The sequence below is a fragment of the Veillonellaceae bacterium genome, assembly GCA_025992895.1.
GTDB lineage: Bacteria > Bacillota > Negativicutes > Veillonellales > Dialisteraceae > Dialister.
On record DAJPGA010000001.1, the window covers coordinates 747,688 to 773,726 of the forward strand.

A 26,039-nucleotide genomic window follows, 5' to 3' on the forward strand; every position below is an offset into this window, starting at 1 on the left:
ATCCATAACATAAAATTCATGATTAAAGGGAATTTGATAAAAAAATTACATACGGTATACTATACATTAACACTCAGAAGAATAAGTATATTCTTCAATTCAGGAGGAAACAATTATGGAAATGTTCTTAGGATTTATGGTACTCCTTGCATGCCTGTTCCTTGGGATCAAGCATGGAGGGATCGGATTGGCGGTCATCAGCGGCATCGGTCTGATGGCTTATACCTTCCTTTTCGGATACAAGCCGGGCAGCCCGCCTATCGGCGTTATGCTGACAATCATGGCGGTTGTTACCTGCGCAGGCTTCCTGCAGACATCCGGCGGTCTGACCGTCATGCTGAAGTATGCAGAACGCTTCCTCAGAAATAACCCGAAGCACATCACGATTCTGGCTCCGGTCACTACATGGCTCCTGACCGTCCTCTGCGGCACAGGCCATGTCGTCTACACCATGTTTCCGATCATTTATGATATTTCCATCAAGGAAAATATCCGTCCGGAACGCCCGATGGCCGTTTCTTCCATCGCATCCCAGATGGGCATCTCTGCATCCCCGGTATCCGTTGCTGTCGTTTCCATCGTCGGATTCATGGCAGCTGCCGGCTATTCCTACTCCCTGCTCCAGATTCTTGCCGTATCCATTCCGGCAACCCTGATCGGCGTCATCGCAGCTGCTCTCATGAGCTACAGAAGAGGCAGGGACCTCGCTGACGACAAAGAATTCCAGGAAATGATCAAAGATCCGGAACAGAAGAAATATGTGTACGGTGAAAACGAATCCCTGCAGGGCAAGGAACTTCCGTCTTCTTACTACCACGCTACCATCATATTCCTTGTCGGCATCCTCTGCATTGCAGTCCTCGGCAATTTCCCGGATCTGCTCCCGCACTTCGCTGATGCCAAAGGCAAGATGAAAGCCATTTCCATGACAACCGTCATCCAGATGGTCATGCTCTTCGTTTCTTCAATCATCCTCTTCGTCTGCCACACCAAAGCCAAGGAAGTCGGCAACAGCCAGGTCTTCCGCGCAGGCATCGTCGCACTCGTATCCGTTTACGGCGTTGCGTGGATGGCTGATACCTACTTCGCCAACCACATGGCAGTCCTGAAGACATTCCTCGGCGCTGCTGTCACTGAATATCCATGGGCCTATGCGCTCGTCCTGTTCCTGACATCCAAGCTCGTCAATTCCCAGGGCGCAGCCGTTGCCATCGTCATGCCGATCGCTTTGAACGTAGGCATGGACCCGGTCATGGTCCTGTCCTTCATCCCGGCATGCTACGGCTACTTCTTCCTTCCGACCTATCCATCGGACCTTGCCTGCATCGGCTTCGACCGTTCCGGCACCACAAAGATCGGCCGCTTCGTACTGAACCACAGCTTCATGCTCCCGGGCCTCACCGGCGTGTTCACAGCCTGCGTTGCCGGCTTCATCATCGCTCATATTCTTTACTAAGAGAATAGGCACTTAAAGCTAATTAAAAAGGATGTGCATCCAATCACGGATACACATCCTTTTCATTTGGGAGGACAAATTTACAGCTCATTGAAGAGCGGCGAATAATTCATGAAGAGCGTGCAGATGATGATGGTCGTCGCGCAGGTCAGGATGGAAAGGCGTATGCCGTACTTGATCGGCAGCGATGGATTGAGGCCATATCCGACTGGAATCGCTCTTGTGGAAACAGGGAGAATGTATGCGCAGTTGGCAGCAACGATGGTTCCCAGGATATACGGGATGGGGTTGACGCCCATGACGCCTGTGATGCCGGTCACGACAGGGATGGAAATCGAAGCCGCGGCCGTGTTGCTCGAAAGTTCGGAGAGGAAGCAGGCGAAGGCACAGGAAATAGCCATGGTCATGAGTCCTGGCGGGAGCTGGAGTCCTACGATGATAACAGCGAGGCGGTCGATGGCGCCCGTTTCAATGACCAGGCGTCCCAAAGCAAGACCGCTTGCGAAGAGGAAAATCATGCCCCACATGGCGTGGCTTTCTGCATACTGCCAGTCGAGCATCGTCTTGCCGTTCTCATCATGCAGGAAGAACATCAGCATACCGATGACGAGGAAGACGTAAGCCGGCTTCATGGCAGGAAGGAACGAAGCAAAGAGCGGACGGATGAAGGCGAGGGCTGTCGCTAAGATGAAGAGATAGAGGCCGATTTTCTCGCCCCTTCTCATAGCGCCGAACTTGCTGTACATTTCACGGAAATACGCGCGCGTCCCCGGAAGGTCCTTGGCCGGAGCCGGGATGAGCCAGAGGAAGATGAGGTTCAGGAGGAAGACGATCGCAAGGAGCGGCACGAAGCGGATGACCCAGTCGTAGTACATGAATTCATGACCGGTCAGCTTTTCGATGTAGGAAACGGCGACAAGGTTCGCGGACGATCCGATCGGCGAGCCGAAACCGCCGATGCCGCTTCCCCAGCCGATCGCCAGAAGGATCGGGAGAGCCATGCGGCTTTCTGTCACATCATCCTCGCCGACTGAGCGAAGCATGGCGACGGCGATCGGGCAGAAGATGGCAGCCACGACGACGTTCGGAAGGAAAATGGAAAGGACAGTCGATGCAAGGAACCAGACAAAGATCTGGTTTTTCATCGAAGTCCCGATGAAGCAGAGCGCTTTGACCGACACGCGCTTGTCGAGGCCCGTCGTCGTCCATGTGAGACAGATGAGATCGGATCCCAAGAGCAGGACGGCGATTTCCGAAAAATACTGGCTGATGACGTGGGAATTCGGGATCAGGTTGAAGAACGCATTGACGACGATCGGCACGAAAGCCGTGACGTAAATGGATACAGGCCTGATGATCCACCAGAGTGCCATCCAGACGGCCGTTGCGATGGCGAATGCGGCCGGGGGCGTGAACGTGCCCCAAAGAAGAAAAGCCGATAAGAAGAATGATGCCGGCCCTATGAGAATTTTCCATACCTTTGCCAAAATGCATACCCCCTCACATGAGCCCGGAGACCGGGCCTTCCGATTTCTGTTATCTTTTCTTTATCTGTCTTTCATTATAATAAGGCGCATAACCATTTAAAAACTGTTAATTCTTGTTTATAATACAAGTATATAGTTGTAACAGGAGGGCCTATGAACTTTCTATCCATGAAATACTTCGTCGTGCTGGCTGAAGAGAGGAGCTTCACGAAAGCAGCGGAAAAGCTCCACGTGACGCAGCAGACACTGTCCGCACATGTGGCAGGGCTTGAGAAGGAATCCGGCGCCAAGCTTTTCATCCGCCATGTACCGCTTGAGCTGACGGACGCAGGCCGCGTCTTCTACCGCTATGCCAGGATCATCCGCAGAAATGAAATGGCGCTTGAAAGAGAGCTGACTGATGCGGCCGGCATGGGGAGGGGGACACTCCGGATCGGCGTTGCGCCTTCAAGAGGGCAGGTCGTCCTTACGCCCGTCATTGAATCCTTCAGGAAATCCTGCCCGGGCATCCGCATCCGCCTTGCCGAGATGGCAAATGACATGCTCTGGACAGCCCTGGCAAGAGACGAGATCGATCTGGTCCTTGCCCGTGCGCCGGAAGCGCTCCCAGGCATCGCATGCATACCCTTTGCCGAAGAGGATTCCGTCCTGTACCTTTCCGATGATCTGGCGGAGGTGCTCTGGGGGGAAAAGAAGGAAGAAATCCTCTCTTCCCTTTCTGAAAGAAACAGCGAGCTTCCTGAGTCCTTTGCCGAATGTCCTTTCCTTTTGAACAGCGAGAGCGACATCACGGGGGCGCTTGCCCGCCGCCTCTTCAGGGATGCCGCCATCGATCCCGTCATTGCTGTCGAGTCGGAGAGCATGGGCACGATGCTGAAGCTCTGCGTGGATGGAGCCGGCGCTTACTTCTGCCCGGAAAGTCTGGCGGAGAAGCTCCTTCCGAGAAGCGCGCACAAAAAACTCCACCGCATCACCTTCGAGGACGGAAAGTACGAGATTTCCTTCGGGTACCAGAAAAGTGCTGAACGGTGGAGTATGATCGGTCGTTTCATTGAAGAGGCTTTCAAAAGCCGCGGGAAGAAGTTTTCCTTAGCGAAGCCATAAGTTCGCGGCGGCATGCGCTGCCTGCTCGTGCGTGATGTAGCCTTCCTGCGCCATGAGAGTCAGGACGACAGTCATGCGCTCGGTACCGGCCTTGGGATGATCGATGGGATCATAGGCAGAAGGTGCCTGCGGAAGTCCTGCAAGCATCGCGCACTGGGAAAGGTCGAGCTCCTTCGGCTCCTTGCCAAAGTACGTGTGGCTGGCTTCCTTGAGGCCATAAGCCCCGTGGCCGAAGTAAATGGTATTGAGGTAGAGCTCAAGGATTTCCTGTTTCGTGTAGCAGCGGTCAAGCTGGACAGCCAGGGCGAGCTCTTCGATTTTGCGGCTCATCGTGCGCTCCGGCGAGAGGAAAATGTTCTTGACCGTCTGCTGGTCGATCGTGCTGCCGCCTTCTAGCGTTTCGCCTGCCATGTAGTTTGTCACCATCGCGCGGGCGACACCGATCGGGTCCATGGCGCCATGGTCATAGAAGCGGCGGTCTTCTGTCGCAACGACGCCGTCGATGAGGTACTGCGGGATGTCCTTGAATGGCACGAAGTTCTCGCGGTGGACGCGGGACTCGAGTGCTTCCCTGAAATTCGTGAGGTCATGGTATTCCTGGCGGAGCGTCTGGATGTCCTGCTCCTTGGCGACCGTTGCATTCGGCGCGTCCTTGGACTTATTGACCGTGACCTTGCCGGAATCTGTCGTTCCTGTCACGCCATCGACAAAGGTGGAAACCATGTCCGTCACTTCGGTGTAGAGGGAGTCATCCTTTTTGGGGGATGAAGACGCGGAGGCGGAAGAAGAAGCCGCCGTTTTGGGTGCGCTTCCTGAAAGACTGGCCGGAATGTACTTCTCGATGCCGCTTCCCTGAGAGAAACCCCAGTAGACGGCGCAGGCCAGAACGATAAGCATGAAAAGTCGTTTCATTGTATTCCTTCCCTGAAAACGGGATATTTCCCGTGGATATTCTGTTCTTTATTGTATCATAGGAAAAGAAAAGGGGAAAATGGGAAGGAATGGCCCCTGATGATTTTAAAAGGCTTTTTCCTGCCAAACGGAGGATGGAAAGGGAAATATCTTTCGAAGACCCTTTCCAAAGTCTCTGAGTGCGGTATTTCTTAAAATATGGTATAATAATTACACAAGCTGTATATCAGAAAAATATAGGATATCTGTTGGCAGTGGTGCATCATTATAGGCCGCTGCGTTTTTATGTGAAGGAGAGTTGTATGGCTGAAGACATTCATGAAATTCAGGACCGGCACGCCGAAGAGAACGGCAAGAGCGATTACGGCGCCAAGGATATACGAGTACTGGAAGGACTGGAAGCGGTCCGCATGCGTCCTGGCATGTACATCGGCTCCACATCGGCACGCGGCCTGCATCACCTGGTCTACGAAGTCGTCGATAACAGTATCGACGAAGCGCTCGCAGGATACTGCACGCACATCGAAGTCGTCCTGAATGACGACGGCAGCTGCACCGTTACCGATAACGGCCGCGGCATTCCGACCGGCATGCATGAAACAGGAAAGCCCGCCATGGAAGTCGTACTGACCGTCCTCCACGCAGGCGGCAAATTCGGCGGCGACGGCTACCCGATTTCCGGCGGCCTGCACGGCGTCGGCATTTCTGTCGTCAACGCTTTGTCCGAATGGATGAAGGTCGTCGTCAAGAGAGAGGGCGAGTTCCATGAAATGAAACTGTCCCGCGGCATTGTGACCCAGCCGATGAAGACCTATGGCAAGACAGATGAAACAGGCACAAGCGTCACATTCAAGCCGGACGCTGAAATCTTCAAGGAAGGCGTCGACTTCGATTATGACACACTGAAGGTCCGCATGAGAGAGCTGGCCTTCCTGAACAAGGGCCTCGTGATTACCCTGGAAGACCACAGAGACGGCGCTGTCAGAAGCGAACAGTTCCACTATGCCGGCGGCATCACAGAATTCGTCCAGTTCCTGAACGAAGGCAAGGACCTCGTCGATCCTTCCGTCATTGCATTTGAAGGCGAAAAGGACAAGGTCATCGTCGACATTGCCATGCAATACCAGACCGGGTACACGGAAAACATGTACACCTTCGTCAACGACATCAATACCGTCGAAGGCGGCATGCATCTGGCAGGTTTCAGAGCTGCGCTCACCCGTGTTATCAATGATTATGCAAGAAAGAACAATTTCCTGAAGCCGAACGAAGACAACCTGTCCGGCGACGACGTCAGAGAAGGTTTGACCTGCGTCATTTCCGTCAAGGTCCCGAACCCGCAGTTCGAAGGCCAGACGAAGACGAAGCTGGGCAACCTTGAAGTCAAGGGCATCGTCGACAACATTGTTTCAGAAGGTTTGAAGACATACCTCGAAGAACATCCGCAGGAAGCACGCGCTGTCATTGAAAAAGGCATCACCGCATCCCGCGCCAGGGAAGCAGCCAAGAGAGCCAGAGAACTTACCCGCAGAAAGAATGCGCTTGAAGTATCCAGCCTCCCGGGCAAGCTGGCCGACTGCACGGAAAAGGATCCGCGCTTCCTTGAAATCTACATCGTCGAAGGTGACTCCGCAGGCGGATCTGCAAAGACCGGCCGTGACCGCCGTTTCCAGGCTATCCTTCCGCTCCGCGGCAAGATCCTGAACGTCGAAAAGGCACGCCTTGACAGAGTCCTGAATTCTGACGCCATCCGCACCATGATCACTGCCTTTGGCACCGGCGTAGGCGAAGACTTCGATATCAAGAAACTCCGTTACTACAAGATCATCATCATGACCGATGCCGATGTCGACGGCGCTCATATCAGAACACTGCTTCTGACATTCTTCTACCGCTACATGAAGCCGCTCATCACAGAAGGCCATGTCTACATCGCGCAGCCTCCGCTGTACCAGGTACGCAAAGGCCGTCAGAAATACTATACTTATGACGACGATGAACAGAACCAGCTTCTGGCAAAGATCGGTATCGACGGATGCGCCATCCAGCGTTACAAAGGTCTTGGCGAAATGAACCCGGAACAGCTCTGGGACACCACCATGAACCCGGAACAGCGTGTCATGCTGAAAGTCGAACTGACCGATGCTGTAGAAGCAGACCGCCTCTTCACCATCCTCATGGGCGACAAAGTAGAACCAAGACGTCTCTTCATTGAAGAACACGCCAAGGATGTAACAAACCTCGATTTGTAATCTTGACCTGTAATCAGAAAGGGCTGTGGCAAAATGCAAAAACGTTTTGCCGCAGCTCTTTTTCCATGTCTTTACAAAAACGGGTTAAAATCCTTAAATCTGTATTTATATTCTTCGATAACGAGAAAGAAAGATTAAAAAAATTCAGAGTTGTAACAAAATTTTATCGAAAAAACCGTAATTTGTATTGGAACTATCGGGCAAAATGGTATAGAATAATAACGGTGTAAAGAGCACGTCAACGTATTCACTGGAAAGGGGATTTGTGATGGAATATTTCTATCCTGCAATAGTCAAGCATGATGCAAAAGGAGGAATTTTCTCTGTCATATTCCCGGATCTGAATGGATGTCAGGCGCAGGGGCGCACCGCTGAGGAAGCAGCCCTGAAGGCAAGGGAAGCTCTGGCAGCCTCTCTTCTGGAAATGGAAGAAAAGGGACTTGAGATTCCGCCGGCATCTGATGAAAGACTTTTCCGTCTCCGTTATGGCGGCAGCCGCTGCTGCACCATCCTGGTCAATATGGAAACCTACCGTGAATACCGTGAATATAAAGTAAGAGCCGCTGATCATCAGACGGCTGTATGGGCAGAAACAGCCCGCAAGACAAGACGAGTCGGAATTCTGGCAAGAGTCTTCGGATTAAGGTAATCAAGAGCCGCGGCTTCGTGCCGCGGTTTTTTTAGTGACCTGGGGAGGAAACTATGTGGGAGATGATTCCGAAGGAACTGGATGAGACGGATATGAAAATCATCCACGCCCTTCGAAAGAACGGACGCATTTCTATGACAGAGCTGGGCAAGGAAGTCTTCATGACGAGCCAGGCCGTGAAGAACCGCATTGCAAGGCTGCAGGACTTGGGCGTCGTGGAGCGCTACACGGTGAACGTGAACTGCCCGCTCTTCGGCTATACGATCCACTGCGTCTTCGAGCTCGTGACGAATGAAGAGACGAGGGAAGGCTTCCTCGAATTCATGAAACATACAGAATACCATATTTTCCACTGCTACCGCGTGGACGGCGCATACCGCTTCTTCCTTGATGCGCACTTCCATAGCGAAAAATCCAGAGCGGACTTCATCCGTGAAGTTTCTGCATTCGGCCGCCTTACGACACATCAGGTCATGGAAGAGATCCAGGGCCTGCATCCCGTAGATGAATGATCATCCGCGCTGTATTACCATTTATAAGGAGACTCGGAAGGGCCTCCTTTTTTATTGTTTCTTATACCCGGAGAGCCTCCGTGCCTGTCTGTTGTCAGTCACCGATGCTTGCAAATCATTCTTACTTGGGCTATACTTGCAAAATGTGCATAGCAAATCTAAATCATTATAGAAAGAGGGAATACTATGACCATAGAACTTAATTTGTACCAGACGCTGGCAGCGGCTGTCGCCGTCTTCTTCCTGGGAAGCTTCCTGAAGGACAGGGTCAGCATTTTCAGGAAATACTGCATTCCTGCGCCGGTCATCGGCGGGACGATTTTCTCGATCGTGAACTGCATCCTTTACACGCAGGGCATCTGGAACTATTCGCAGGATACCGTCATGCAGAACTGGTGCATGATGCTCTTCTTCACCAGTATCGGCTATATGGCAAGCATCCGTCTCATCAAGAAAGGCGGACTCCTTGTCGTCAAGATGGCCGTTCTTGTCTTCCTTTTGATCGTTATCCAGGACCTTGTCGGTGTCGCTTTTGCCGATGCGTTCTCGCTGAATCCGCTCATGGGTCTTGCAGACGGTTCGATCCCGCTTGTCGGTGGTCACGGTACATCCGGCTCCTTCGGTCCCGTCCTTGAAGCACTGGGCCTTAAGGATGCGACGACGATTGCCTTTGCTGCCGCTACCTTCGGCCTTGTATCAGGGAGTTTCCTCGGCGGCCCGGTCGGAGAACTTCTCATCCGCCGCTTCCATCTGAAATCCGATGAAGATGAAAACGGAGACGAAGTTCCGGAAAACCGTACGGAACATGAAATCGAAGGCGACGAAGCAGCCGCTTACCTCAATATGGACCGCTTCATGTATGCTTTCGGCCAGCTCCTCCTGGCCATGGGCCTTGGCACATACGTCAGCCAGTTCTTCATTAATATCGGCCTCGTATTCCCGGGATACATCGGAGCGATGCTCGTTGCTGCTGTTGTACGCAACATTTCTGATATGACAGGCCTTTACGGATGCTACCAGAAGGAAAGTGAAGTCCTTGGCGGCATCTGCCTGAACGTTTTCCTTTCCTGCGCGCTCATGAGTCTGAAGCTCTGGCAGCTGGCAGACCTTGCCATTCCGCTCATCGTGACCCTTGCCGTGCAGGTTTCCATCATGGGCCTCTTTGCTTACTTCGTCATCTTCCGTGTCATGGGCAAGAATTATGAAGCAGCCGTCATGGCATCCGGCAGCTGCGGCTTCGGCCTTGGCGCCACACCGAACGCCATTGCGAATATGAATGCCATGTGCGAAAGATTCGGTCCGGCGCATACCGCTTACTTCGTCATTCCGCTCATCGGCGCTTTCGTCGTCGATTTCCTGAATGCATCCGTCCTCATGGTCTTCATGAATATCTTGAAGTGACAATCGGCGGGTCGCTTTCATTCATGATATAATAAAAATGATTTACCATTGAATGATGCATTCTCCAAAGGAGTACCCTTATGTTCGATTTTCTAGACCTGTCTACGCTGATCTACCGCGTACCGGCGCTGCTTCTGGCGCTCTCCTTCCATGAATACGCGCACGCTGTCGTGTCCGACTCGCTCGGCGATCCCACACCTGCTGCCACGGGCCGTCTGACGATGAACCCGCTGGCGCACCTTGACGCCGTGGGCACGCTGCTGCTTGTCCTGTGCGGATTTGGCTGGGCGAAGCCCGTCATGATCGACCCGCGCTATTACAAAAACTACCGCTCCGGCGTCCTCAAGGTGTCTCTCGCAGGCCCCGGCGGAAATCTTCTTCTCTGCTTCATTTCCATCTTCCTGATGGGGCTCCTGCAGAGATTCGGCATGCTCGGCATGGGCGGATACCAGTTCCTTTACTGGATCATGCTTTACAACGTATGGTTCGCTTTCTTCAACCTCATCCCGGTCCCGCCGCTCGATGGCTCCAAGGTTGTCAGCATGCTTCTTCCTGGCGAACTCTCCTGGAAATTTGAAAACTTCAACGCACAGTACGGCTTTATCATCCTCATGGTTGTCGTATTCTCCGGCGTTGCCAACAAATTCCTGAGCCCGCTCTCCAACCTCTTCGTAGCTCTCTGCTACAACATTACGTATCTTCTTCTCTAGAGCCTTCCCCATCGGGGGAGGTGGCCGGCCTGTATTTTTTCTGTTGCCGGCCAGAGGAGGTGCAGGTAATAGAGTTAATTCCCATAACGGACGATGAAACTCTTCGAACCGGACAAAAGGTGCAAAACAAAAAAAGAGCTGTGAAATGATCCGTCATTTTCACGGCTCCTTTTTTTATGCTTTTTCCTTTGCCTGATGTATAATGAAAAATAAATTCTCATGGAAGGAGGACATCATGATTACTACCTGGCTGATTTTCGAAATGGCAGGGACGATTGCCTTTGCTTTTTCCGGCGCTGCTGTCGGGCTTTACAAAAGAATGGATATTTTCGGCATCACGGTGCTCTCCGTCATGACGGCGGTCGGCGGGGGCATGATCCGCGATGTCCTCTGCGGCATCACGCCGCCATCAGTCCTCCGTTCTCCGGAAGGGCTCATCGTGTCGATCGTGACGGCGCTTGTCGTCGGCTTCGGCTATCCGCTTTTCCGCATCCCCAAGAGAGGGAAATGGGTCATCACGATCCTGTACCACTTATCCGATACGATCGGCCTTGCCGCTTTCACCGTGACAGGGGCGCTCACTGCGTTTTACCGCTATCCGGGCTATGATATCATTCTTCCCGTCATGCTGGGCCTCATCACCGCGGTCGGTGGCGGCATCATCCGCGACATGATGGCGCGCCGCATGCCCGTCGTCCTTTACATGGACGTCTATGCCATCGCATCGATTGCAGGCGGCCTTCTTCTCTGCGCTTTGAGAGAGCCATTGGGCACGCCGCTCGCCTCCTGGATTTCCTTTGCCTTCGTCCTGCTCCTCCGTTTCCTTGCCATTCATTACCACTGGCAGCTCTATCATCCGCACCGCCGTTTCCACAGGATAGAGAGGGACTGAATTATTTCTTTACAAAAATTTTTCTTGACAAGCATTTGCGTTGAGCGTAATATCATAAACAACTTAAGGAAATCACTTAAGAAACTGAATAAAGACCTTACAAACCGGTGAGGCGGAGATAAAAACAGGAAATGCACTTCCAGAGAGCGGGGATTGATGGGAACCCGCAGTACGCAGCCCGTTAAATGGACCGCCGAGGGCGCTGTCAAAAGGAGAAATCCCTAGTATTCAGCGACGCATCATCTGCGTTATTGATGAGGGGTATGTTAGTACCCTGCGAGAGAGGGAGAAATCCAATTAAGGTGGTACCGCGAGTGTATATGAATGAGTACCGGGCATCCGGACTTTGAAATAGAGACCCGTCCTTGACAATTATTTTTGTCGAGGGCGGGTCTTTTTTGTATCCGGAAGCGGAAAGGAGAAACAGGATGGAACAGTTGGAAAGAATCAGAGCCTATGCGAAAGACTACAGAAGAGTTCCGATCGCTAAGGAAATCTTCGCAGATGTCCGCACTGTCATCGGGACATTGAGAGTCCTGAAGAAAGTCAGCAGGACAGCATTCCTCTTCGAAAGCGCGGACAATACCGAGCGATGGGGACGCTATTCCTTCCTGGGATATGATCCCAAGCTCGAGCTCTTTGTAAAGAACGGAAAGATGACGATCAAGGGCGCCGTCACAGAAACGTTTGAAACAGACGATCCGGCCTCCGTCATCAGGAAAGTCCTTCACGAATACCGATCTCCGGAAATCTCGGGCATGCCAACGTTTACCGGCGGGCTTGTCGGATACTTCGCTTATGAGTACGCAAGGTACGCGGAGAAGAAACTCTATTTCAAGGAGGAAAAGGAACCGGATATTTCCTTCAACGATGCGGACCTCATGCTTTTTGACAAGGTCATCGCATTCGATCATTACAGGAAAACAATCATCCTCATCACGAACGTCGACACGAGCGAGATTGAGACAAATTACGAAAAAGCGGTGAGGGAGCTCGATGAAATGGCAGAGCTCATCGCTTATGGAAAAGAAGCGGACATTCCGGAAGGAAAGCTCTTAAGTGATTTCGAAGATGAGTTCACCGAAGAAGAGTACGAAGCGCTCGTCAGAGAAATCCAGCAGCGGATCCATGACGGAGACATTTTCCAGGCCGTCCTTTCCAACGGCAGGAGCGCCGCTTTTGAAGGGAGCCTCCTCAATGCCTACCGGGTGCTTCGGACGATCAATCCTTCGCCTTACATGTTCTACCTTTCAGGCCACGACATAGAGCTTGCCGGTGCATCGCCCGAGACGCTCATCAAGCTGACGGGCGGCGAGCTTGAAACCTTCCCGATTGCAGGCACGATGCCGAGGGGAAAGACAGACGAGGAAGACGAAGCCCTCGAAGAAAGGCTGGTCAGTGACAAGAAAGAGCTTGCCGAGCATAATATGCTGGTCGACCTTGGAAGGAACGACATCGGAAAGATCAGCCGCTTCGGATCCGTCACGGTGAGGGAGCTTCGGAAAGTGAAGCGCTTCTCCCACGTGATGCACCTCTGCTCCTCGGTGACGGGGACAATCCAGGAAGGAAAGGATGCCCTCGATGCCCTGGCCGCCGCACTTCCGGCAGGCACGATGTCAGGAGCGCCCAAGATCAAGGCGATGGAAATCCTCCACGGGATGGAGAAATCGCCAAGAGGCGTCTACGCAGGTGCTGTCGGATACCTGAGCCTCACAGGAAACATGGATATGTGCATCGGCATCCGCATGGCAGCCGCCAAAGGGGGACGGGTATTCGTGAGAGCCGGCGCAGGCATCGTCAAGGACAGCGTTCCGAAGAGCGAATACAAAGAAACAAGGAACAAGGCAGAAGCCATGATTGAAGCAGTCAGGAAAGGACAGGAGGCGGGGGATTATGATTTTACTCATTGACCATTACGACAGCTTTTCCTTCAACCTCTACCAGCTCGTGGGAAGCCTTTCGGCGGATATCAAAGTCATCCGGAGCGACGAGCTGACAGTGAAGGAAATAGAAGACCTCAATCCTTCTCACATCATCCTCTCGCCGGGAACGGGGCGGCCCGAAAATGCAGGCGTCTACGAAGAAGTGATTGAAGAACTCAGGGGAAAAATCCCGATATTAGGCGTCTGCCTCGGCCATCAGGCAATCGGCGAAGTCTACGGGGCAAAGGTCATAAGTGCCAGGGAAATCCTTCACGGGAAATCCTCGGACATAGAAATCATCAAAGAAACGCCGCTCTTTGAAGGACTCGGGACATCTTTCGAAGGGGCCAGGTACCACTCCCTTGCCATCGACCCGGAAACGATTACGGGAGACCTTACAGTGACAGCCGTTTCCGATGACGGCGAAGTAATGGCCGTCGAAGACAGAAATCGAAAAGTCTACGGCGTCCAGTTTCATCCGGAATCCATATTGACGCCAAAGGGCGGAACGATACTTAGCAATTTCTTACAGCAGTGAATGAGTGAATCAGGGGGAATCTATCATGATACAGGAAGCAATCAAAACCATCGTAAAAGGCAGCGAACTGCCATTTGAAACAGCGAGAGAATCCATGGGGGAAATCATGAGCGGGAAAGCATCGGAAGCGCAGATCGGCGCCTTCCTTGCCGCTCTTTCACTGAAAGGCGAGACCGTCGGGGAAATCACAGGATTTGCCAGAGCCATGAGAGACGCATGCGTGCCGGTCTCCCATGAAGAAGAAGTCTTTGAAATCGTAGGGACCGGGGGAGACGGAGCGGACACCTTCAACATTTCCACCACATCCGGTTTCGTCATCGCATCCGGCGGCGTCGCAGTCGCCAAGCACGGCAACAGGAGCGTCTCCTCCCGCTGCGGCGCGGCAGACTGCCTTGAAGCGCTCGGCGTCAACCTGGCTTTGACCGGCAAGGAAAACACCGAGCTTCTGAAGAAAGCAGGCATGTGCTTCATGTTTGCTCCCGTCTACCACAGCTCCATGAAGTATGCGGCCCCGGTCAGAAAAGCTCTCGGCTTCCGCACCGTGTTCAATATCCTGGGACCTCTGGGAAATCCGGCCGGCGCGACGATGCAGCTCATGGGCGTCTATGAAGAAAAGCTCGTCGAACCGATGGCCAAAGTCCTTTCGAACCTGGGTGTCAAGAGAGGCGCCGTCGTCTACGGCATGGACGGGCTGGACGAAATCACCGCCTGCGACAGGACGCTCGTCTGCGAATTCAAGGACGGCCTCTTCCAGAAGTACCTCTTAGATCCCCGCGACTACGGCATGGAGCTGGCGCATCCGGGCGACCTCAAGGGCGGGGACAGCCGGGAAAATGCAGAAATCACAAGAGCCGTCCTTTCCGGAGAAAAGGGACCAAAGAGAAATGCAGTCCTCCTCAATGCAGGCATGAGCTTCCACCTCGCAGAGGGGATGTCCCTTGCTGAAGGCATAGAGAAGGCAGCAGATCTCATCGACAGCGGCAAAGCCCTTGCCTTCATGGAACGTTTCATCAGACTCTCAAGGGAGGCGGCACAATGATTCTGGACACACTGGCAGAAGGAGCGAGGCGGCGGGCCAGGGTTCTGGAAGAAGCCGACGGTGATGGCATCAGGGAAGCGGCGATGGCAAGAGCGCTCGATGAAGAAGTCCATGATTTTCCCTTTGAGAGAAATCTTCGGGCAGCAGGCGTGAACATCATCTGCGAAGTCAAGAAAGCATCGCCTTCCAAAGGCATCATCGCCGAGCACTTTCCTTACCTTGAAATAGCCAGGGACTACGAAAGGGCAGGAGCGGCCGCCATATCCGTCCTGACCGAGCCGGACTACTTCCTGGGAAGCGGGCTGTACCTGAAGGAAATCTCCCGCGCGGTGCAGATCCCGGTCCTTCGGAAAGACTTCATCGTAAACGAAGTCCAGATCTACGAATCCAAGCTATTAGGTGCCTCGGCGATCCTCCTCATCGTTTCGATCCTGACGGATGAAGAGCTCACAAGGTTCATCCGGACGGCCAAAAGCCTCGGCCTCTCGGCGCTTGTCGAAACAAGGACGGAAGAAGAAATTCGACGGGCGGTCCTCGCGGGCGCAAAGATCATCGGCGTCAATAACCGCGACCTTCGTGATTTCTCCATCGACAATACCCGCGCAGCAAGGCTGCATTCACTGGTCCCTGAAGATACCATCTTCATTGCGGAAAGCGGCATACAGAAAAGGGAAGATCTCGAAGGATTCATGGCCGCTGGCATCCGAAATTTCCTCATCGGGGAAGCCATGATGAAAGCAGAGGACAAGGCAGAAAAACTCGCTGAGTTCATCGGGGAAGAGCCAAAGGTTCAGTGCAAGATCTGCGGGATTTCAAGGGAAAGAGATATCGATTTCTTAAACGATACCCTTCCCGATTATGCAGGCTTCATCTTTGCAAGAAGCCCGAGGAAGGTGACACCCGATAAAGCGGCCGGTCTCATCAGTCTGCTGGATCCACGGATCAAGGCGGTCGGCGTCTTCGTGAATGAAACAGCAGAGACCATAGCAGACATTGCAAAGAAAGCTCATCTCTCCGTCATCCAGCTCCACGGGGATGAGGATTTCGAAATGATCCGCGAAGTGAAGGAAAGGACGGGACTTCCCGTCTGGAAAGCCATCCGGGCAGGAAGCGAGGAAGACATTCTTCCATGGAACGATTCTCCGGCCGATGCCCTTCTCCTTGATGCGAAAGTCACGGGGAAGAGAGGCGGCACAGGAAAGCGCATCGATCCAAATCTCGCCAGAGCCGCCAGGAAGCCATTTCTTCTGGCAGGCGGCATGAATAGTGGAAATATCGTTCGGGCAGCGCGCATCGCAAGGCCCTTCGCGGTCGACGTTAACAGCGGTGTTGAAACGGACGGCATGAAAGATAAAGAGAAAATACAGGCGGTAATCCGTCTTTTGGCCCGGTCGGGCCTGCGGAAAGGATGAAAGGTATGACGAAAAGAGAAGGACGCTACGGCGTGCACGGCGGACAGTATGTCCCGGAAACATTGATGAATGCAGTCCTCGAGGTAGAGGAAGCATATGAAAAGTACAAGAATGATCCGGATTTCAATAAGGAACTCGACGACCTGAACCGGAATTACACAGGCCGCCCCTCGCTCCTCTATTATGCAAAGAAAATGAGTGAAGACCTGGGCGGCGCGAAGATTTATCTCAAGAGAGAAGACCTCAACCACACAGGCGCTCACAAGATCAATAACGTTCTTGGCCAGGCGCTCCTTGCCAAGAGAATGGGCAAGACGAGAATCATTGCCGAGACCGGAGCAGGCCAGCACGGCGTAGCTGCCGCAACGGCCGCTGCCCTCTTCGGCATGGAATGCGAAGTCTTCATGGGCAAGGAAGACACCGAGCGCCAGGCGCTGAATGTCTACCGCATGCGCCTCCTCGGCGCCAAGGTCCACCCCGTCACCTCCGGGACCATGACCCTGAAGGATGCCGTCAGCGAAACGCTCCGCGAATGGACAAGACGTCTGGATGACACCTACTACATCATGGGATCGGCCGTCGGCCCGCATCCGTTCCCGATGATCGTCCGCGATTTCCAGGCCATCATCAGCAAGGAAGCCAGAGCGCAGATCCTGGAAGCGGAAGGGAAACTTCCGGCTGCTGTCCTTGCATGTGTCGGAGGCGGAAGCAACGCCATCGGCACCTTCTACCACTTCATCCCGGATGAAGGCGTCCGCCTCATCGGATGCGAAGCAGCAGGGAGAGGCATCCATACAGGAAAGCATGCGGCGACCCTGACGATGGGAACCGAAGGCATCTTCCACGGCATGAAATCCTACTTCGTGCAGGATGAATACGGACAGATCGCACCGGTCTACTCCGTTTCCGCCGGCCTCGATTATCCGGGCGTAGGACCTGAACATTCCTATCTGAAGGACATCGGCCGCGCTGAATACGTGCCGATCACTGACGACGAAGCCGTCGACGCCTTCGAATACCTTTCAAGGACAGAAGGCATCATTCCGGCGATCGAAAGCGCGCATGCCGTCGCAGAAGCCATCAAACTGGCACCGACGATGAAGAAAGACGACATCATGATCATTTGCATTTCCGGCCGCGGCGACAAGGACGTAGCAGCCATGGCAAGATACAGAGGGGTGGACATTCATGAATAAATTAGAAAAAGCCTTCGACGGGCATAAAGCATTCATCGGTTTTCTGACGGCAGGCGACCCGAGCCTCAAAGATACCGAGCGGTATATAGAAATCATGGCAAAGTCCGGGTGCGATTTGATTGAAATCGGCATTCCTTTCTCCGATCCTGTGGCAGAAGGGGAAGTCATCCAGAAAGCGACCATCCGCGCCCTTGCTGCCGGCACTACGACAGACAAGATTTTCGACATGGTAGAAAGAGTCGCTCCGAAAGTCGATATTCCTCTCGTTTTCATGACCTACCTCAATCCTGTCTACGTCTACGGCGCAGAGAAATTCTTCGCCCGCTGCGAGAAGGCAGGCATCTCCGGCATCATCGTTCCCGATATGCCGTATGAAGAAAAAGGAGAACTCGCAGAACCCGCCAGAGCACACAACGTACGGATCATCTCCCTCATTGCCCCGACCTCCGAAGGCCGCGTCGGCATGATTGCCAAAGAGGCAGAAGGCTTCATCTACCTCGTTTCCTCCATGGGCGTCACGGGCGTCAGAAGCGAAATCACGACAAACGTCAAAGCCATTACCGATACGATCAGGAAGTACACGGACGTTCCTGTCGCAGTAGGCTTCGGCATTGCAACGCCCGAACAGGCAGAAGACATGGCGGGGGCTTCCGATGGCGCCATCGTGGGAAGCGCCATCGTCAAGATCATCGAAGAGCATGGCAGCAAAGCAGACGAGCCGCTTGCCGCATACATCCGCTCCATGAAAGACGGCGTGGAAAAAGCGGAAGGAAAGTAAGTATCATATAAGTAAGCATCATAAAAGAGCTGTGGCGAAATGACTGCACATTTCCACAGCTCTTTTTCTTATTCTCCATTTCCTTATATAATAAGTATATATAAATAAAGGAAAGTGACTGATTTTCGACCAACGAAAAATAGAAATCTTTCACTCTACCATTTCTAGGAGTTCATGGTATAATGAGGGCGTTGCGATACTTTCTCAGAAATCATTCAATCAGGTGAAAGCCTGTGATAAGGAGCATTTCATGAGCACATTGATAAAAGCGCTGGCGGCTCTGGCTGCAGGCGCGCTGACGGCGTATCTTCTGCCGAAACATAAAAAAGAAAAGGAAAAGAAGCGCCTTCCTGTGGGGGAGAGCTTCCGTTTTCTGGCGGAACAGACAGGCACCTGCCGCGATCCGATTCCGGTCTACTACTATCGTCCGGCTACCTGGACCGAGGACCAGCCCGTCTTCATTTCCTTCCCGGACGTGACACGCCGCGCAGAGAAATTCGAGCGCCATATGGAAAGCCTTGCCGTGAAGTACAACATGCTGATCGCATGCCCTGAATTCTCGACGAAGAAATACCCGGGCGCGCGCTGGTATCAGGAAGGAAATGTGCAGGACAAGGAAGGCGAGGAAGGAACGATCCAGCCAAGAAACCACTGGTCCTTCGATGCCGTCAACCATATCGTTGCTGCAGTCCGCGCAAGAACTCATGCCAAGGGCAAGGTCATCATTTTCGGCCATTCTGCCGGCGGCCAGTTCATGCACCGCTACAGCCTTCTTGATGGAAGAGCAGATGTCGATGCCATTGTCTGCGCCAATGCAGGATGGTTCACGATGCCTGATGACACCACCTGCTACCCGTACGGCACAAAGGGCCTCGGCCTTTCTGATGCCGATCTGGCCTCTGCCTTTGCCCTCCCCGTCATCATGCTGATGGGAAGCGAGGACGTTTCCAGAGAGCAGCCCTTCCGCGCGACCCCCGAGGCCGATGCACAGGGCAAGAACCGCATGGAACGCTGCCTCCATTACTTCGATGCCTGCCAGAAGAAAGCCGAAGAACTCGGCGTTCCTTTCAATTGGAAGAAAGGCGTCGTAGAAGGCGCTGCCCATGAAGGCGGCAAGATGGCAGAAGGCGCCATGAAACTCTTCTGCGAAGAACCGCTCGATGAAACAGTAGGAATGTAAGCACTTGAAAAGGCTGCGGCGAATGATTGTTCATTTTGCCGCAGCCCTTTTTCATTTCATTACCAGTCAATCCATGTGAGCGCTTTTTCCAGTTCGTAGAAGGTCTTGCCATCCCAGAGGATATCTTCGGTGAGATGGTTCAACACATCTTCCGCGTCGTCGCTTTCGTAGTAGTACACCATTTCCATGAACTCTTCGAAAGGCTCGCCCGTGAAGCGGTACTTCTCCACGCTGATGCTGTAAGTGTCCCTTCCCGGATGGAACTTCAGTCCCGAAAAACGGTACACATAGCTCTTGTGCCTGACGGAAGCTTCCCCGTCATTCATAAAGTCGATAAATTCATCTGCGTCGCCGCCCTGCATATTGTCCTCCTTGTTCTTAACTATATTGGACGCTTTTATTATACAGGAAATCCGCGGGAAGCGGTAGGACTGCTTTCCTTTTTTGTACTTGCCTGTCGTGGTATAATAATTAAATACGATATTCAGTTGTCAGCTGTCAACCAACTTAAAAAAACAGGAGGAATGATGAAAAAAGCAATCATATTATCCAGCGGGGGCGTCGATTCTACGACGTGCGTATCCCTGGCTGTCGACAGACTGGGAGCAGACAATGTTGTGACTGCTTCTATTTTTTATGGCCAGAAACATAAGAAAGAAATCCTGGCCGCGCGCAAAGTGGCAGAATACTACCACCTGCAGCATTATGAATTCGATCTTTCCTCCCTCTTCCAGTATTCGAACTGCTCGCTCCTTGAAGGCTCCACACAGGAAATCGTGCATGAAAGCTATGCCGAGCAGATTGAGAAGAACGGAGAAGGAAAAGTTTCCACCTACGTCCCTTTCAGAAACGGACTGATGCTCTCCACAGCGGCTTCGCTGGCAGCCAGCCTCTTTGAAGACGACGACGTAGATATTTACATCGGCGCCCATGCCGATGATGCGGCCGGCGATGCGTATGCCGACTGCAGCGAGCCATTCCTGAAAGCCATGGGAGACGCTGTCTCGATTGGCACTTACGGAAAAGTCCATCTGGCATTTCCCTTCGCCAAGCTGAACAAGGCAGGCGTCGTAGCCATGGGCCTCAAGCTCAAGACACCTTATGAACTTACATGGAGCTGCTATGAAGGCGGCGAGAAACCCTGCGGAACCTGCGGGACCTGTATAGACCGTGCAGCTGCGTTTGCTGCAAACGGCGTTAAAGACCCGGCCCTCTGAGCCGAGAAAGGAATATTATGTTTACCGTAACAAAGAGAATGGAAGTATCCGGGGCGCACTACCTGCACCTCGATTATGAAAGCAAGTGCACGAACCTGCACGGCCATAACTGGATCATCACCGTCACCGTCCAGAGCGAAGAAGTCGACCACAACGGCATGGTCGTCGATTTCAGCAAGATCAAGGAAATCGTGAACCGCTTCGACCACGCCCTCATCAATGACGTCATGGGGGATATCAACCCGACCGCCGAAAACATGGCCAAGTGGCTCTGCGACCGCATCCCGCACTGCGTGCGCGTATCCGTACAGGAAACGGAAGGAAACGTGGCCACCTATGAAAAGTGAGTACCGCTATGACGACGGACTTTTCCATGTGACCGAGATCTTCGACAGCATCGACGGCGAAGGGAAAAGAACCGGCTGCATGGCCATTTTCGTAAGACTGGCAGGCTGCAACCTGCGCTGCACGTACTGCGACACCGCTTACTCGCTTGAACTTTCCGACACAAAGGAAGCGCTGACGGAAGACGAACTCATCCGCCGCATCCACGCCTTCCCGTGGAAGAACATCACACTGACCGGCGGCGAGCCGATGCTTCATCCGCTCCGCCATCTCTGCGAAAGGCTCTCCGAAGAAGGCTATGACATCAATATAGAAACGAACGGTGCGATCCCGCTTTGGGAAGACCGCCCGTCCGGCGTTTTCTACACGATGGACTTCAAGTGCTCGGGAAGCGGCATGAAAGAATCCATGAGGAAAGAAAATTTCCCCATCCTGAAAGAAAAAGACGTGTTGAAATTTGTCGTCGGCTCGAAAACAGACCTGGATGAAATGAAGGAAATCACGAATACGTACTTCGAAAGAAAAGACCATCCGGAATTCTTCGTTTCTCCCGTATGGGGGAAAATCACGCCGGCGGAATTGGTAGAGTATGTCAGGGAAAACCGGCTGAGCCGCGTGAGGGTGCAGGTGCAGCTTCACAAGATCATCTGGGACCCGAACAGAAGGGGCGTATAAAAATGGATCGAAAGAAACTCGAAGAGGCAGCCCGCCTCATCATTGAAGCAGTCGGAGACGACCCCGGAAGGGAAGGCCTCCTGGAGACGCCGAAACGTTTCGCAGACATGATGGAAGAACAGTTCAAGTACTGCAGCATTTCCAATGACGACATCGCCCGCGAATTCGACAAGACCTTCGAATCACCGGAAAGCGACATGGTCGTCGTGAAGGACATTGAAATCTTCTCCCACTGCGAACACCACATCGCTCTCATGTACAATATGAAAGTTACCGTCGGATACATGCCAAAAGGCCGCGTCATCGGACTTTCCAAGATCGCCCGCATCGCAGACGCCGTATCCCGCCGCTTCCAGATTCAGGAACGCATCGGCACCGACATCCGTGACATCATGAAGAAAGTCACAGGCTCTGACGACGTCGCTGTCCTGATCGACGGCGAACACTCCTGCATGACCGCCCGCGGCATCAAGAAGCCGGGCACCCGCACCAGGACGGTATCCGTCTCCGGTGCTTTTAAGAAAGACATCGAACTCCGCAAGGAATTCCTCATGCTCGCAGGCAAGTAACGGACACACCGGGAAAGGACGACTATGGATATTTTCAAGAAATTCACCGCGCGCGCCGTCAAGCTCGTCTCCGGACGCGCATCGGCTGCGCTCTTCTGCGACTACGCCTATGCCAATGAAATGAAGACCCCGGTGCATCCGGGCTATGGACGCGGCAGCAGAAACCGCGGCGCCCTCGAAATGGAATATGCGGCGGACGGTCCTGAAAAAGTCGAAGAGAAAATCTTTAAGACAGGAAATACCGATCCCAAAGGCGTCCAGAACATTCACGTCTGGTACCCTGCATCCATGGAAGAAGGGAAGAAATACCCGCTTCTCATCATTTCCAATGGCATGGAATTCCCCTGCACCTCTTTTACCGTGATTCTCCAGCACCTTGCCTCCTGGGGCTTCATAGCAGCCGGAAACGACGCACTGAACTCAGGAAGCGGCGAAACAGCGGCGAAAACGCTTGAGAAAATGCTCTCCGAAAACGAAAAGCAGGGAAGTATTTTCCATGACCGCATCGATCTTGACCACATCGGAAGCATCGGCTACTTCCAGGGAGGCGCCGGTGCCATCCGTCAGGCGACCATCTCCAAGAACAAGGACCATTACAGCGCGCTGTACCTGGCAAGCCCCATGACGCTTCCCTTCATTGAGAAAGCAAAAGCAGCAGCATGGTCATACGACCCGTCCCTGCTTACGATTCCCGTATTCATCGCCTCAGGCGGAGACGGCATCGAAAACAGCATCCTTTCTCCGAAGGAAGACATGGAAGGCATTTATCAGGCCGCAAAAGGACCGGCCGTCATCGGACGCATGAAAGGCGAGGACCATCTCCGCGTCATGACACGCGCCGACGCTTACATGACAGCATGGTTCCGCATGATCCTTACAGGCGATGAAAAAGCCGCCTCCATCTTTGATAAAGACGGAGAATTCATGAAGAATGCAGGCTGGACAGATAAAAGCATCAAGGGAATTCCCCTGGAAGGAAACGAATGAAACATATAAAGAAAATTCTGGCGGCGGGCATTTGTCTCGCCGCTTCACTCTATCTCACGCCTGCCATGGCGGCCTACGAAATCGACCCCGATTACACCATGAAGTACAACGACCCGGGGAAAATCGAGCAGCGCTATCGCTGGCACGGCCCATATCAGGTGAAATCCGTCGTCCTCTCTGACGGCGAAGCAAAATATGGAAATTACAAGTACAAAGTCTGGTATCCCGTGCAGCAGGCAGGGCGCGAAAGGCCGCGGCCCCTTGTCATCACGCTGAATGGCACAGGCGGCTCCTGCGACAAGGACGAACCCATTTTCAGGCACCTCGCCTCCTGGGGCTTCGTCGTGGCAGGAAATACAGACGCGCAGACAGCGCCGGGCTTCTCTGCCGAATGGACACTCGATCAGGCCCTTGCGGCCAATCAGGATTCCAGGAGCCCTCTTTATCACCAGATCGATGAAAAGGAAATCGGCATCGTCGGCTACTCCCAGGGAGGCGCCGGTGCCTACAATACACTCGAAGGGAAAGACGGCGATAAATTCAAGACCATGGTTACCGTCTCAGGCGTCACAGAATCCATCGGAGAAAAACTCCACCTGCCCGTTTGGATCTACGATCCGTCCAAAGTCACCATCCCCGTCTTCATGGCAGCCGGCACAGGCATCCTTGACAGGAAACTCATCACACCGCTCGATGAAATGAAAGAAAACTACAGCAAAATCCAGTCGAAGACAGCCGCCATGGGAAGAAGAAAAGACGCAGACCACCTCGACATCCAGACAGCCGCCGACGCCTACATCACCGCCTGGCTCAGATGGCAGCTCGATGACGACATCTACGCCAAAAAAGTCTTCACAGGAAAAGATCCCGAAATCCTGAGGAACCCCGCATGGGACAACGCAACAGTAAGGAACCCGGAAACGGCTCCCAAAACAGACTGAAAAGTGAATCGATGTTTAAAAGGGGGCTGTGACAAAATCCGTTAAAACGCTGCTTTTTTCTTTTCTCGAGCGAAGCGAGGTTTAAGGGTGTTAACCTTGCTCCGAAGGAGAAGGTGGTGCGGATTTGTTAATACAGACAAATAAATATCATAAAAAATCTAATCGTACTTTAATCTTAATCATGCAGCCATTGGAGCTGCGTTGAATACTTCCATTGGAGCTAAAAGATGTAATTTGCGCTGAATGCGTTTGTTGTTGTAGAAGTAGATGTAGCCGTTGATCATGCTTACCACTGCTTTACGGCTGGTGAATTTACGTGTGTAGTAACGTTCGCGCTTCAGCATTCCCCAGAACCCTTCCATCAGACCGTTGTCTGCACAGCAGCCTACACGGGACATGCTGTGAACCAGTCCTGCTTTTTCAACAATCTTATGGAATCCGTTGCTTGTATACTGGAATCCGCGGTCGGTATGAATCATTGGATGTTCTCCAGGATTCTCTTTAAGTGCCTTTTCCATTGTCTCAAAAGCCAGTGCAGTATTGTTCCTGTCGCCGATGACATAAGAGACAATCCGGCGATCATGGCCGTCAATAATCGCGCTTAAATATAACTTGTGCAAAACTCCATCAGCAGTTGTGTACTTGAATTCAGTGACATCCGTCATCCATCTTGCATTGGACACGCCGGCATCAAAGTCACGGTTCAGCAGGTTTTCAAAAATGTACTTTGGATCCTTTGCGTTACGAGTGCAACCATCGGTCTTGTACTTGATCACGGACTTAATATTAAGTATCCGCATGATACGAAGAACCAGACTGTCGCTTACATTTATATTGATGTTGTCATCCTTCTTGATCCAATCGTTAATCCGGCGGTATCCCATATCCGGATATTCCTGATGGGTTTTCATGACCTCCTGTGCGACCTTTTCTCTCAGCAGTTCACGGCCGCTCTTAATATGATTCAGCCATCCGTAATAAGCTGCCCGGGAGACCTTTGAGAGTCGGCAGAGACTTTCTATGGAGATGTTGGTTTCTTCATGGACTTCTTTTATGGCTTTAAAATCTCTGAGAAGGTGAGTAAGGCTGAATCCTTCGAGGAACGCAACCTTTCCTCTATCTCCATCTTTTTTTTAGCAGGGCAATCTCTGCTATAAGATCCTTCTGTTCTTCAAGAAGTCTGGCATTCTCCTGACGCAGCTGTTCTTCTTCGGTCCGGGGCGTTTGGAGCCTGATCGGCTTTCCTCTGTAATCCTCAAGACCAACTTCGCCCATTTCCTTGAACTTTTTTACCCATGTGTAGAGCGTTTGGTAGGACATGTTGTACTTCTTGGCTATCTTGTTATAATCGCATCCACTGGCGATGCACTCCTGAACGATTCTGACTCGCTCTTCCTTGACCGATTGCTGGCGTTTGCCCATAAGATCTCCTCCTTCAGAAACGAGGTCTGTCAACTTATGCTCATTATACGCCTCAATCCATGTTTTAAGGGAGAGTGTGCCGGAAATTCTGTATTTGGCACAGACGGAAAGCATGGAAACACCGCCTTTAAGATATTCCTTTACGGCCTGGATCTTCATCTGATTGGAGTAGTAAGACAAATGCTGCCTGGGCCGCAATCCCTTAAAGCCCTCCTCTTTATACCGGAGGACCCATTTCCTGAATGTTATGCGGCTCATATGAAGATTTTCAGCTGCCTGGGTAATCGTAACACCCTGATAGAGATATGAAGCAATCTGGTCTAACATTTCCTCCGGGGACGCTTTGGTTTTACATGGCATAAGAATGACCTCCTAATATATTTATGATATTATTCTGTCTTTCTTGTTGAATCATACCAAAGGTCCCGGCGAAGCCGGGGAAT

General features: G+C 52.6%; 26 protein-coding genes. 21 read left to right on the plus strand and 5 right to left on the minus strand.

What is annotated here, in order from left to right; genetic code table 11:
* Nucleotides 1-115: 115 nt before the first annotated feature.
* The gene (locus OIM03_03060; GenBank protein ID HJI73254.1) at nt 116-1,456 is read left to right on the plus strand and encodes an anaerobic C4-dicarboxylate transporter; all 1,341 of its coding nucleotides are present in this window, start codon (nt 116-118) and stop codon (nt 1,454-1,456) included.
* Nucleotides 1,457-1,536: 80 nt separating this feature from the next.
* On the opposite strand, the gene OIM03_03065 is transcribed toward OIM03_03060, so the two are convergent.
* Complete coding sequence (locus OIM03_03065; GenBank protein ID HJI73255.1) at nt 1,537-2,943, minus strand: SLC13 family permease; 1,407 nt, start codon at nt 2,941-2,943, stop codon at nt 1,537-1,539.
* Nucleotides 2,944-3,096: 153 nt separating this feature from the next.
* On the opposite strand from OIM03_03065, the gene OIM03_03070 reads away from it, so the two are divergent.
* Nucleotides 3,097-4,047, plus strand: a complete 951-nt coding sequence (locus tag OIM03_03070) for a LysR family transcriptional regulator (protein HJI73256.1) — start codon at nt 3,097-3,099, stop codon at nt 4,045-4,047.
* Here OIM03_03070 and OIM03_03075 read toward each other — a convergent pair.
* Nucleotides 4,033-4,959: a transglycosylase domain-containing protein gene (locus OIM03_03075; protein HJI73257.1), complete on the minus strand. Its 927-nt coding sequence runs from the start codon at nt 4,957-4,959 to the stop codon at nt 4,033-4,035. The two genes, OIM03_03070 and OIM03_03075, sit on opposite strands and share 15 nt — an antisense overlap.
* A 302-nt stretch (nt 4,960-5,261) precedes the next feature.
* Here OIM03_03075 and gyrB point away from each other — a divergent pair, with 302 nt between their 5' ends.
* From gyrB to OIM03_03140, 13 genes are all read left to right on the plus strand, one after another.
* Complete coding sequence (gene gyrB, locus OIM03_03080) at nt 5,262-7,211, plus strand: DNA topoisomerase (ATP-hydrolyzing) subunit B (GenBank protein HJI73258.1); 1,950 nt, start codon at nt 5,262-5,264, stop codon at nt 7,209-7,211.
* 268 nt (nt 7,212-7,479) lie between these two features.
* Nucleotides 7,480-7,860, plus strand: coding sequence for a type II toxin-antitoxin system HicB family antitoxin (locus OIM03_03085; GenBank protein ID HJI73259.1), 381 nt, complete (start codon nt 7,480-7,482; stop codon nt 7,858-7,860).
* 53 nt (nt 7,861-7,913) lie between these two features.
* Complete coding sequence (locus OIM03_03090) at nt 7,914-8,372, plus strand: Lrp/AsnC family transcriptional regulator (protein ID HJI73260.1); 459 nt, start codon at nt 7,914-7,916, stop codon at nt 8,370-8,372.
* A gap of 186 nt (nt 8,373-8,558) precedes the next feature.
* A complete protein-coding gene (gltS, locus tag OIM03_03095; GenBank protein ID HJI73261.1) occupies nt 8,559-9,773 on the plus strand; it encodes a sodium/glutamate symporter in 1,215 nt (404 codons plus the stop codon).
* An 80-nt stretch (nt 9,774-9,853) separates the two neighbouring features.
* The gene (locus OIM03_03100) at nt 9,854-10,483 is read left to right on the plus strand and encodes a site-2 protease family protein (protein ID HJI73262.1); all 630 of its coding nucleotides are present in this window, start codon (nt 9,854-9,856) and stop codon (nt 10,481-10,483) included.
* Nucleotides 10,484-10,718: 235 nt separating this feature from the next.
* Nucleotides 10,719-11,375, plus strand: a complete 657-nt coding sequence (locus tag OIM03_03105; protein HJI73263.1) for a trimeric intracellular cation channel family protein — start codon at nt 10,719-10,721, stop codon at nt 11,373-11,375.
* Between the two features lie 428 nt (nt 11,376-11,803).
* Nucleotides 11,804-13,285 carry a chorismate-binding protein gene (locus OIM03_03110; protein ID HJI73264.1) on the plus strand — a complete coding sequence of 494 codons (1,482 nt, stop codon included), beginning with the start codon at nt 11,804-11,806 and terminating at the stop codon, nt 13,283-13,285.
* On the plus strand, nt 13,269-13,835 hold the full coding sequence (locus OIM03_03115) for an aminodeoxychorismate/anthranilate synthase component II (GenBank protein HJI73265.1): 567 nt from the start codon (nt 13,269-13,271) through the stop codon (nt 13,833-13,835). The genes OIM03_03110 and OIM03_03115 overlap by 17 nt, the downstream gene beginning before the upstream one ends.
* A 25-nt stretch (nt 13,836-13,860) precedes the next feature.
* Nucleotides 13,861-14,874, plus strand: a complete 1,014-nt coding sequence (trpD, locus tag OIM03_03120; protein HJI73266.1) for an anthranilate phosphoribosyltransferase — start codon at nt 13,861-13,863, stop codon at nt 14,872-14,874.
* On the plus strand, nt 14,871-16,286 hold the full coding sequence (gene trpC / locus OIM03_03125; GenBank protein ID HJI73267.1) for an indole-3-glycerol phosphate synthase TrpC: 1,416 nt from the start codon (nt 14,871-14,873) through the stop codon (nt 16,284-16,286). Before trpD ends, trpC begins: the two co-directional genes overlap by 4 nt.
* A 5-nt stretch (nt 16,287-16,291) precedes the next feature.
* Entirely contained in the window at nt 16,292-17,482 is a 1,191-nt protein-coding gene (gene trpB / locus OIM03_03130) for a tryptophan synthase subunit beta (GenBank protein ID HJI73268.1), read from the plus strand.
* Entirely contained in the window at nt 17,475-18,260 is a 786-nt protein-coding gene (gene trpA / locus OIM03_03135) for a tryptophan synthase subunit alpha (GenBank protein ID HJI73269.1), read from the plus strand. Before trpB ends, trpA begins: the two co-directional genes overlap by 8 nt.
* A gap of 250 nt (nt 18,261-18,510) precedes the next feature.
* Nucleotides 18,511-19,440: an alpha/beta hydrolase domain-containing protein gene (locus OIM03_03140; protein ID HJI73270.1), complete on the plus strand. Its 930-nt coding sequence runs from the start codon at nt 18,511-18,513 to the stop codon at nt 19,438-19,440.
* Between the two features lie 59 nt (nt 19,441-19,499).
* Here OIM03_03140 and OIM03_03145 read toward each other — a convergent pair whose 3' ends face one another.
* Complete coding sequence (locus OIM03_03145; GenBank protein HJI73271.1) at nt 19,500-19,802, minus strand: hypothetical protein; 303 nt, start codon at nt 19,800-19,802, stop codon at nt 19,500-19,502.
* Here OIM03_03145 and OIM03_03150 point away from each other — a divergent pair.
* From OIM03_03150 to OIM03_03175, 6 genes are read left to right on the plus strand one after another with little or no spacing between them, the layout of a single operon-like run.
* On the plus strand, nt 19,698-20,657 hold the full coding sequence (locus OIM03_03150) for a 7-cyano-7-deazaguanine synthase (GenBank protein HJI73272.1): 960 nt from the start codon (nt 19,698-19,700) through the stop codon (nt 20,655-20,657). The genes OIM03_03145 and OIM03_03150 overlap by 105 nt on opposite strands.
* A gap of 17 nt (nt 20,658-20,674) precedes the next feature.
* A complete protein-coding gene (gene queD / locus OIM03_03155) occupies nt 20,675-21,004 on the plus strand; it encodes a 6-carboxytetrahydropterin synthase QueD (protein HJI73273.1) in 330 nt (109 codons plus the stop codon).
* Entirely contained in the window at nt 20,994-21,677 is a 684-nt protein-coding gene (gene queE / locus OIM03_03160; GenBank protein ID HJI73274.1) for a putative 7-carboxy-7-deazaguanine synthase QueE, read from the plus strand. The genes queD and queE overlap by 11 nt, the downstream gene beginning before the upstream one ends.
* 2 nt (nt 21,678-21,679) lie before the next feature.
* Nucleotides 21,680-22,246: a GTP cyclohydrolase I FolE gene (folE, locus tag OIM03_03165; GenBank protein HJI73275.1), complete on the plus strand. Its 567-nt coding sequence runs from the start codon at nt 21,680-21,682 to the stop codon at nt 22,244-22,246.
* A gap of 24 nt (nt 22,247-22,270) precedes the next feature.
* The gene (locus OIM03_03170; GenBank protein HJI73276.1) at nt 22,271-23,233 is read left to right on the plus strand and encodes a hypothetical protein; all 963 of its coding nucleotides are present in this window, start codon (nt 22,271-22,273) and stop codon (nt 23,231-23,233) included.
* A complete protein-coding gene (locus OIM03_03175) occupies nt 23,230-24,174 on the plus strand; it encodes a hypothetical protein (GenBank protein ID HJI73277.1) in 945 nt (314 codons plus the stop codon). Before OIM03_03170 ends, OIM03_03175 begins: the two co-directional genes overlap by 4 nt.
* A 179-nt stretch (nt 24,175-24,353) precedes the next feature.
* On the opposite strand, the gene OIM03_03180 is transcribed toward OIM03_03175, so the two are convergent.
* Both OIM03_03180 and OIM03_03185 read right to left on the minus strand, forming a co-directional pair.
* Nucleotides 24,354-25,229 carry an IS3 family transposase gene (locus tag OIM03_03180; protein HJI73278.1) on the minus strand — a complete coding sequence of 292 codons (876 nt, stop codon included), beginning with the start codon at nt 25,227-25,229 and terminating at the stop codon, nt 24,354-24,356.
* A gap of 61 nt (nt 25,230-25,290) precedes the next feature.
* Nucleotides 25,291-25,923, minus strand: a complete 633-nt coding sequence (locus tag OIM03_03185) for a helix-turn-helix domain-containing protein (protein ID HJI73279.1) — start codon at nt 25,921-25,923, stop codon at nt 25,291-25,293.
* Between the last annotated feature and the right edge of the window lie 116 nt (nt 25,924-26,039).

Bases quoted from the DNA above. Each gene is read 5' to 3' on its own strand.
- OIM03_03060 (HJI73254.1), top strand. From the start codon at position 116: ATGGAAATGTTCTTAGGATTTATGGTACTCCTTGCATGCCTGTTCCTT.
- OIM03_03070 (HJI73256.1), top strand. From the start codon at position 3,097: ATGAACTTTCTATCCATGAAATACTTCGTCGTGCTGGCTGAAGAGAGG.
- OIM03_03075 (HJI73257.1), bottom strand. From the start codon at position 4,959: ATGAAACGACTTTTCATGCTTATCGTTCTGGCCTGCGCCGTCTACTGG.
- gyrB (HJI73258.1), top strand. From the start codon at position 5,262: ATGGCTGAAGACATTCATGAAATTCAGGACCGGCACGCCGAAGAGAAC.
- OIM03_03085 (HJI73259.1), top strand. From the start codon at position 7,480: ATGGAATATTTCTATCCTGCAATAGTCAAGCATGATGCAAAAGGAGGA.
- OIM03_03090 (HJI73260.1), top strand. From the start codon at position 7,914: ATGTGGGAGATGATTCCGAAGGAACTGGATGAGACGGATATGAAAATC.
- gltS (HJI73261.1), top strand. From the start codon at position 8,559: ATGACCATAGAACTTAATTTGTACCAGACGCTGGCAGCGGCTGTCGCC.
- OIM03_03100 (HJI73262.1), top strand. From the start codon at position 9,854: ATGTTCGATTTTCTAGACCTGTCTACGCTGATCTACCGCGTACCGGCG.
- OIM03_03105 (HJI73263.1), top strand. From the start codon at position 10,719: ATGATTACTACCTGGCTGATTTTCGAAATGGCAGGGACGATTGCCTTT.
- OIM03_03110 (HJI73264.1), top strand. From the start codon at position 11,804: ATGGAACAGTTGGAAAGAATCAGAGCCTATGCGAAAGACTACAGAAGA.
- OIM03_03115 (HJI73265.1), top strand. From the start codon at position 13,269: ATGATTTTACTCATTGACCATTACGACAGCTTTTCCTTCAACCTCTAC.
- trpD (HJI73266.1), top strand. From the start codon at position 13,861: ATGATACAGGAAGCAATCAAAACCATCGTAAAAGGCAGCGAACTGCCA.
- trpC (HJI73267.1), top strand. From the start codon at position 14,871: ATGATTCTGGACACACTGGCAGAAGGAGCGAGGCGGCGGGCCAGGGTT.
- trpB (HJI73268.1), top strand. From the start codon at position 16,292: ATGACGAAAAGAGAAGGACGCTACGGCGTGCACGGCGGACAGTATGTC.
- trpA (HJI73269.1), top strand. From the start codon at position 17,475: ATGAATAAATTAGAAAAAGCCTTCGACGGGCATAAAGCATTCATCGGT.
- OIM03_03140 (HJI73270.1), top strand. From the start codon at position 18,511: ATGAGCACATTGATAAAAGCGCTGGCGGCTCTGGCTGCAGGCGCGCTG.
- OIM03_03150 (HJI73272.1), top strand. From the start codon at position 19,698: ATGGAACTTCAGTCCCGAAAAACGGTACACATAGCTCTTGTGCCTGAC.
- OIM03_03145 (HJI73271.1), bottom strand. From the start codon at position 19,802: ATGCAGGGCGGCGACGCAGATGAATTTATCGACTTTATGAATGACGGG.
- queD (HJI73273.1), top strand. From the start codon at position 20,675: ATGTTTACCGTAACAAAGAGAATGGAAGTATCCGGGGCGCACTACCTG.
- queE (HJI73274.1), top strand. From the start codon at position 20,994: ATGAAAAGTGAGTACCGCTATGACGACGGACTTTTCCATGTGACCGAG.
- folE (HJI73275.1), top strand. From the start codon at position 21,680: ATGGATCGAAAGAAACTCGAAGAGGCAGCCCGCCTCATCATTGAAGCA.
- OIM03_03170 (HJI73276.1), top strand. From the start codon at position 22,271: ATGGATATTTTCAAGAAATTCACCGCGCGCGCCGTCAAGCTCGTCTCC.
- OIM03_03175 (HJI73277.1), top strand. From the start codon at position 23,230: ATGAAACATATAAAGAAAATTCTGGCGGCGGGCATTTGTCTCGCCGCT.
- OIM03_03185 (HJI73279.1), bottom strand. From the start codon at position 25,923: ATGTTAGACCAGATTGCTTCATATCTCTATCAGGGTGTTACGATTACC.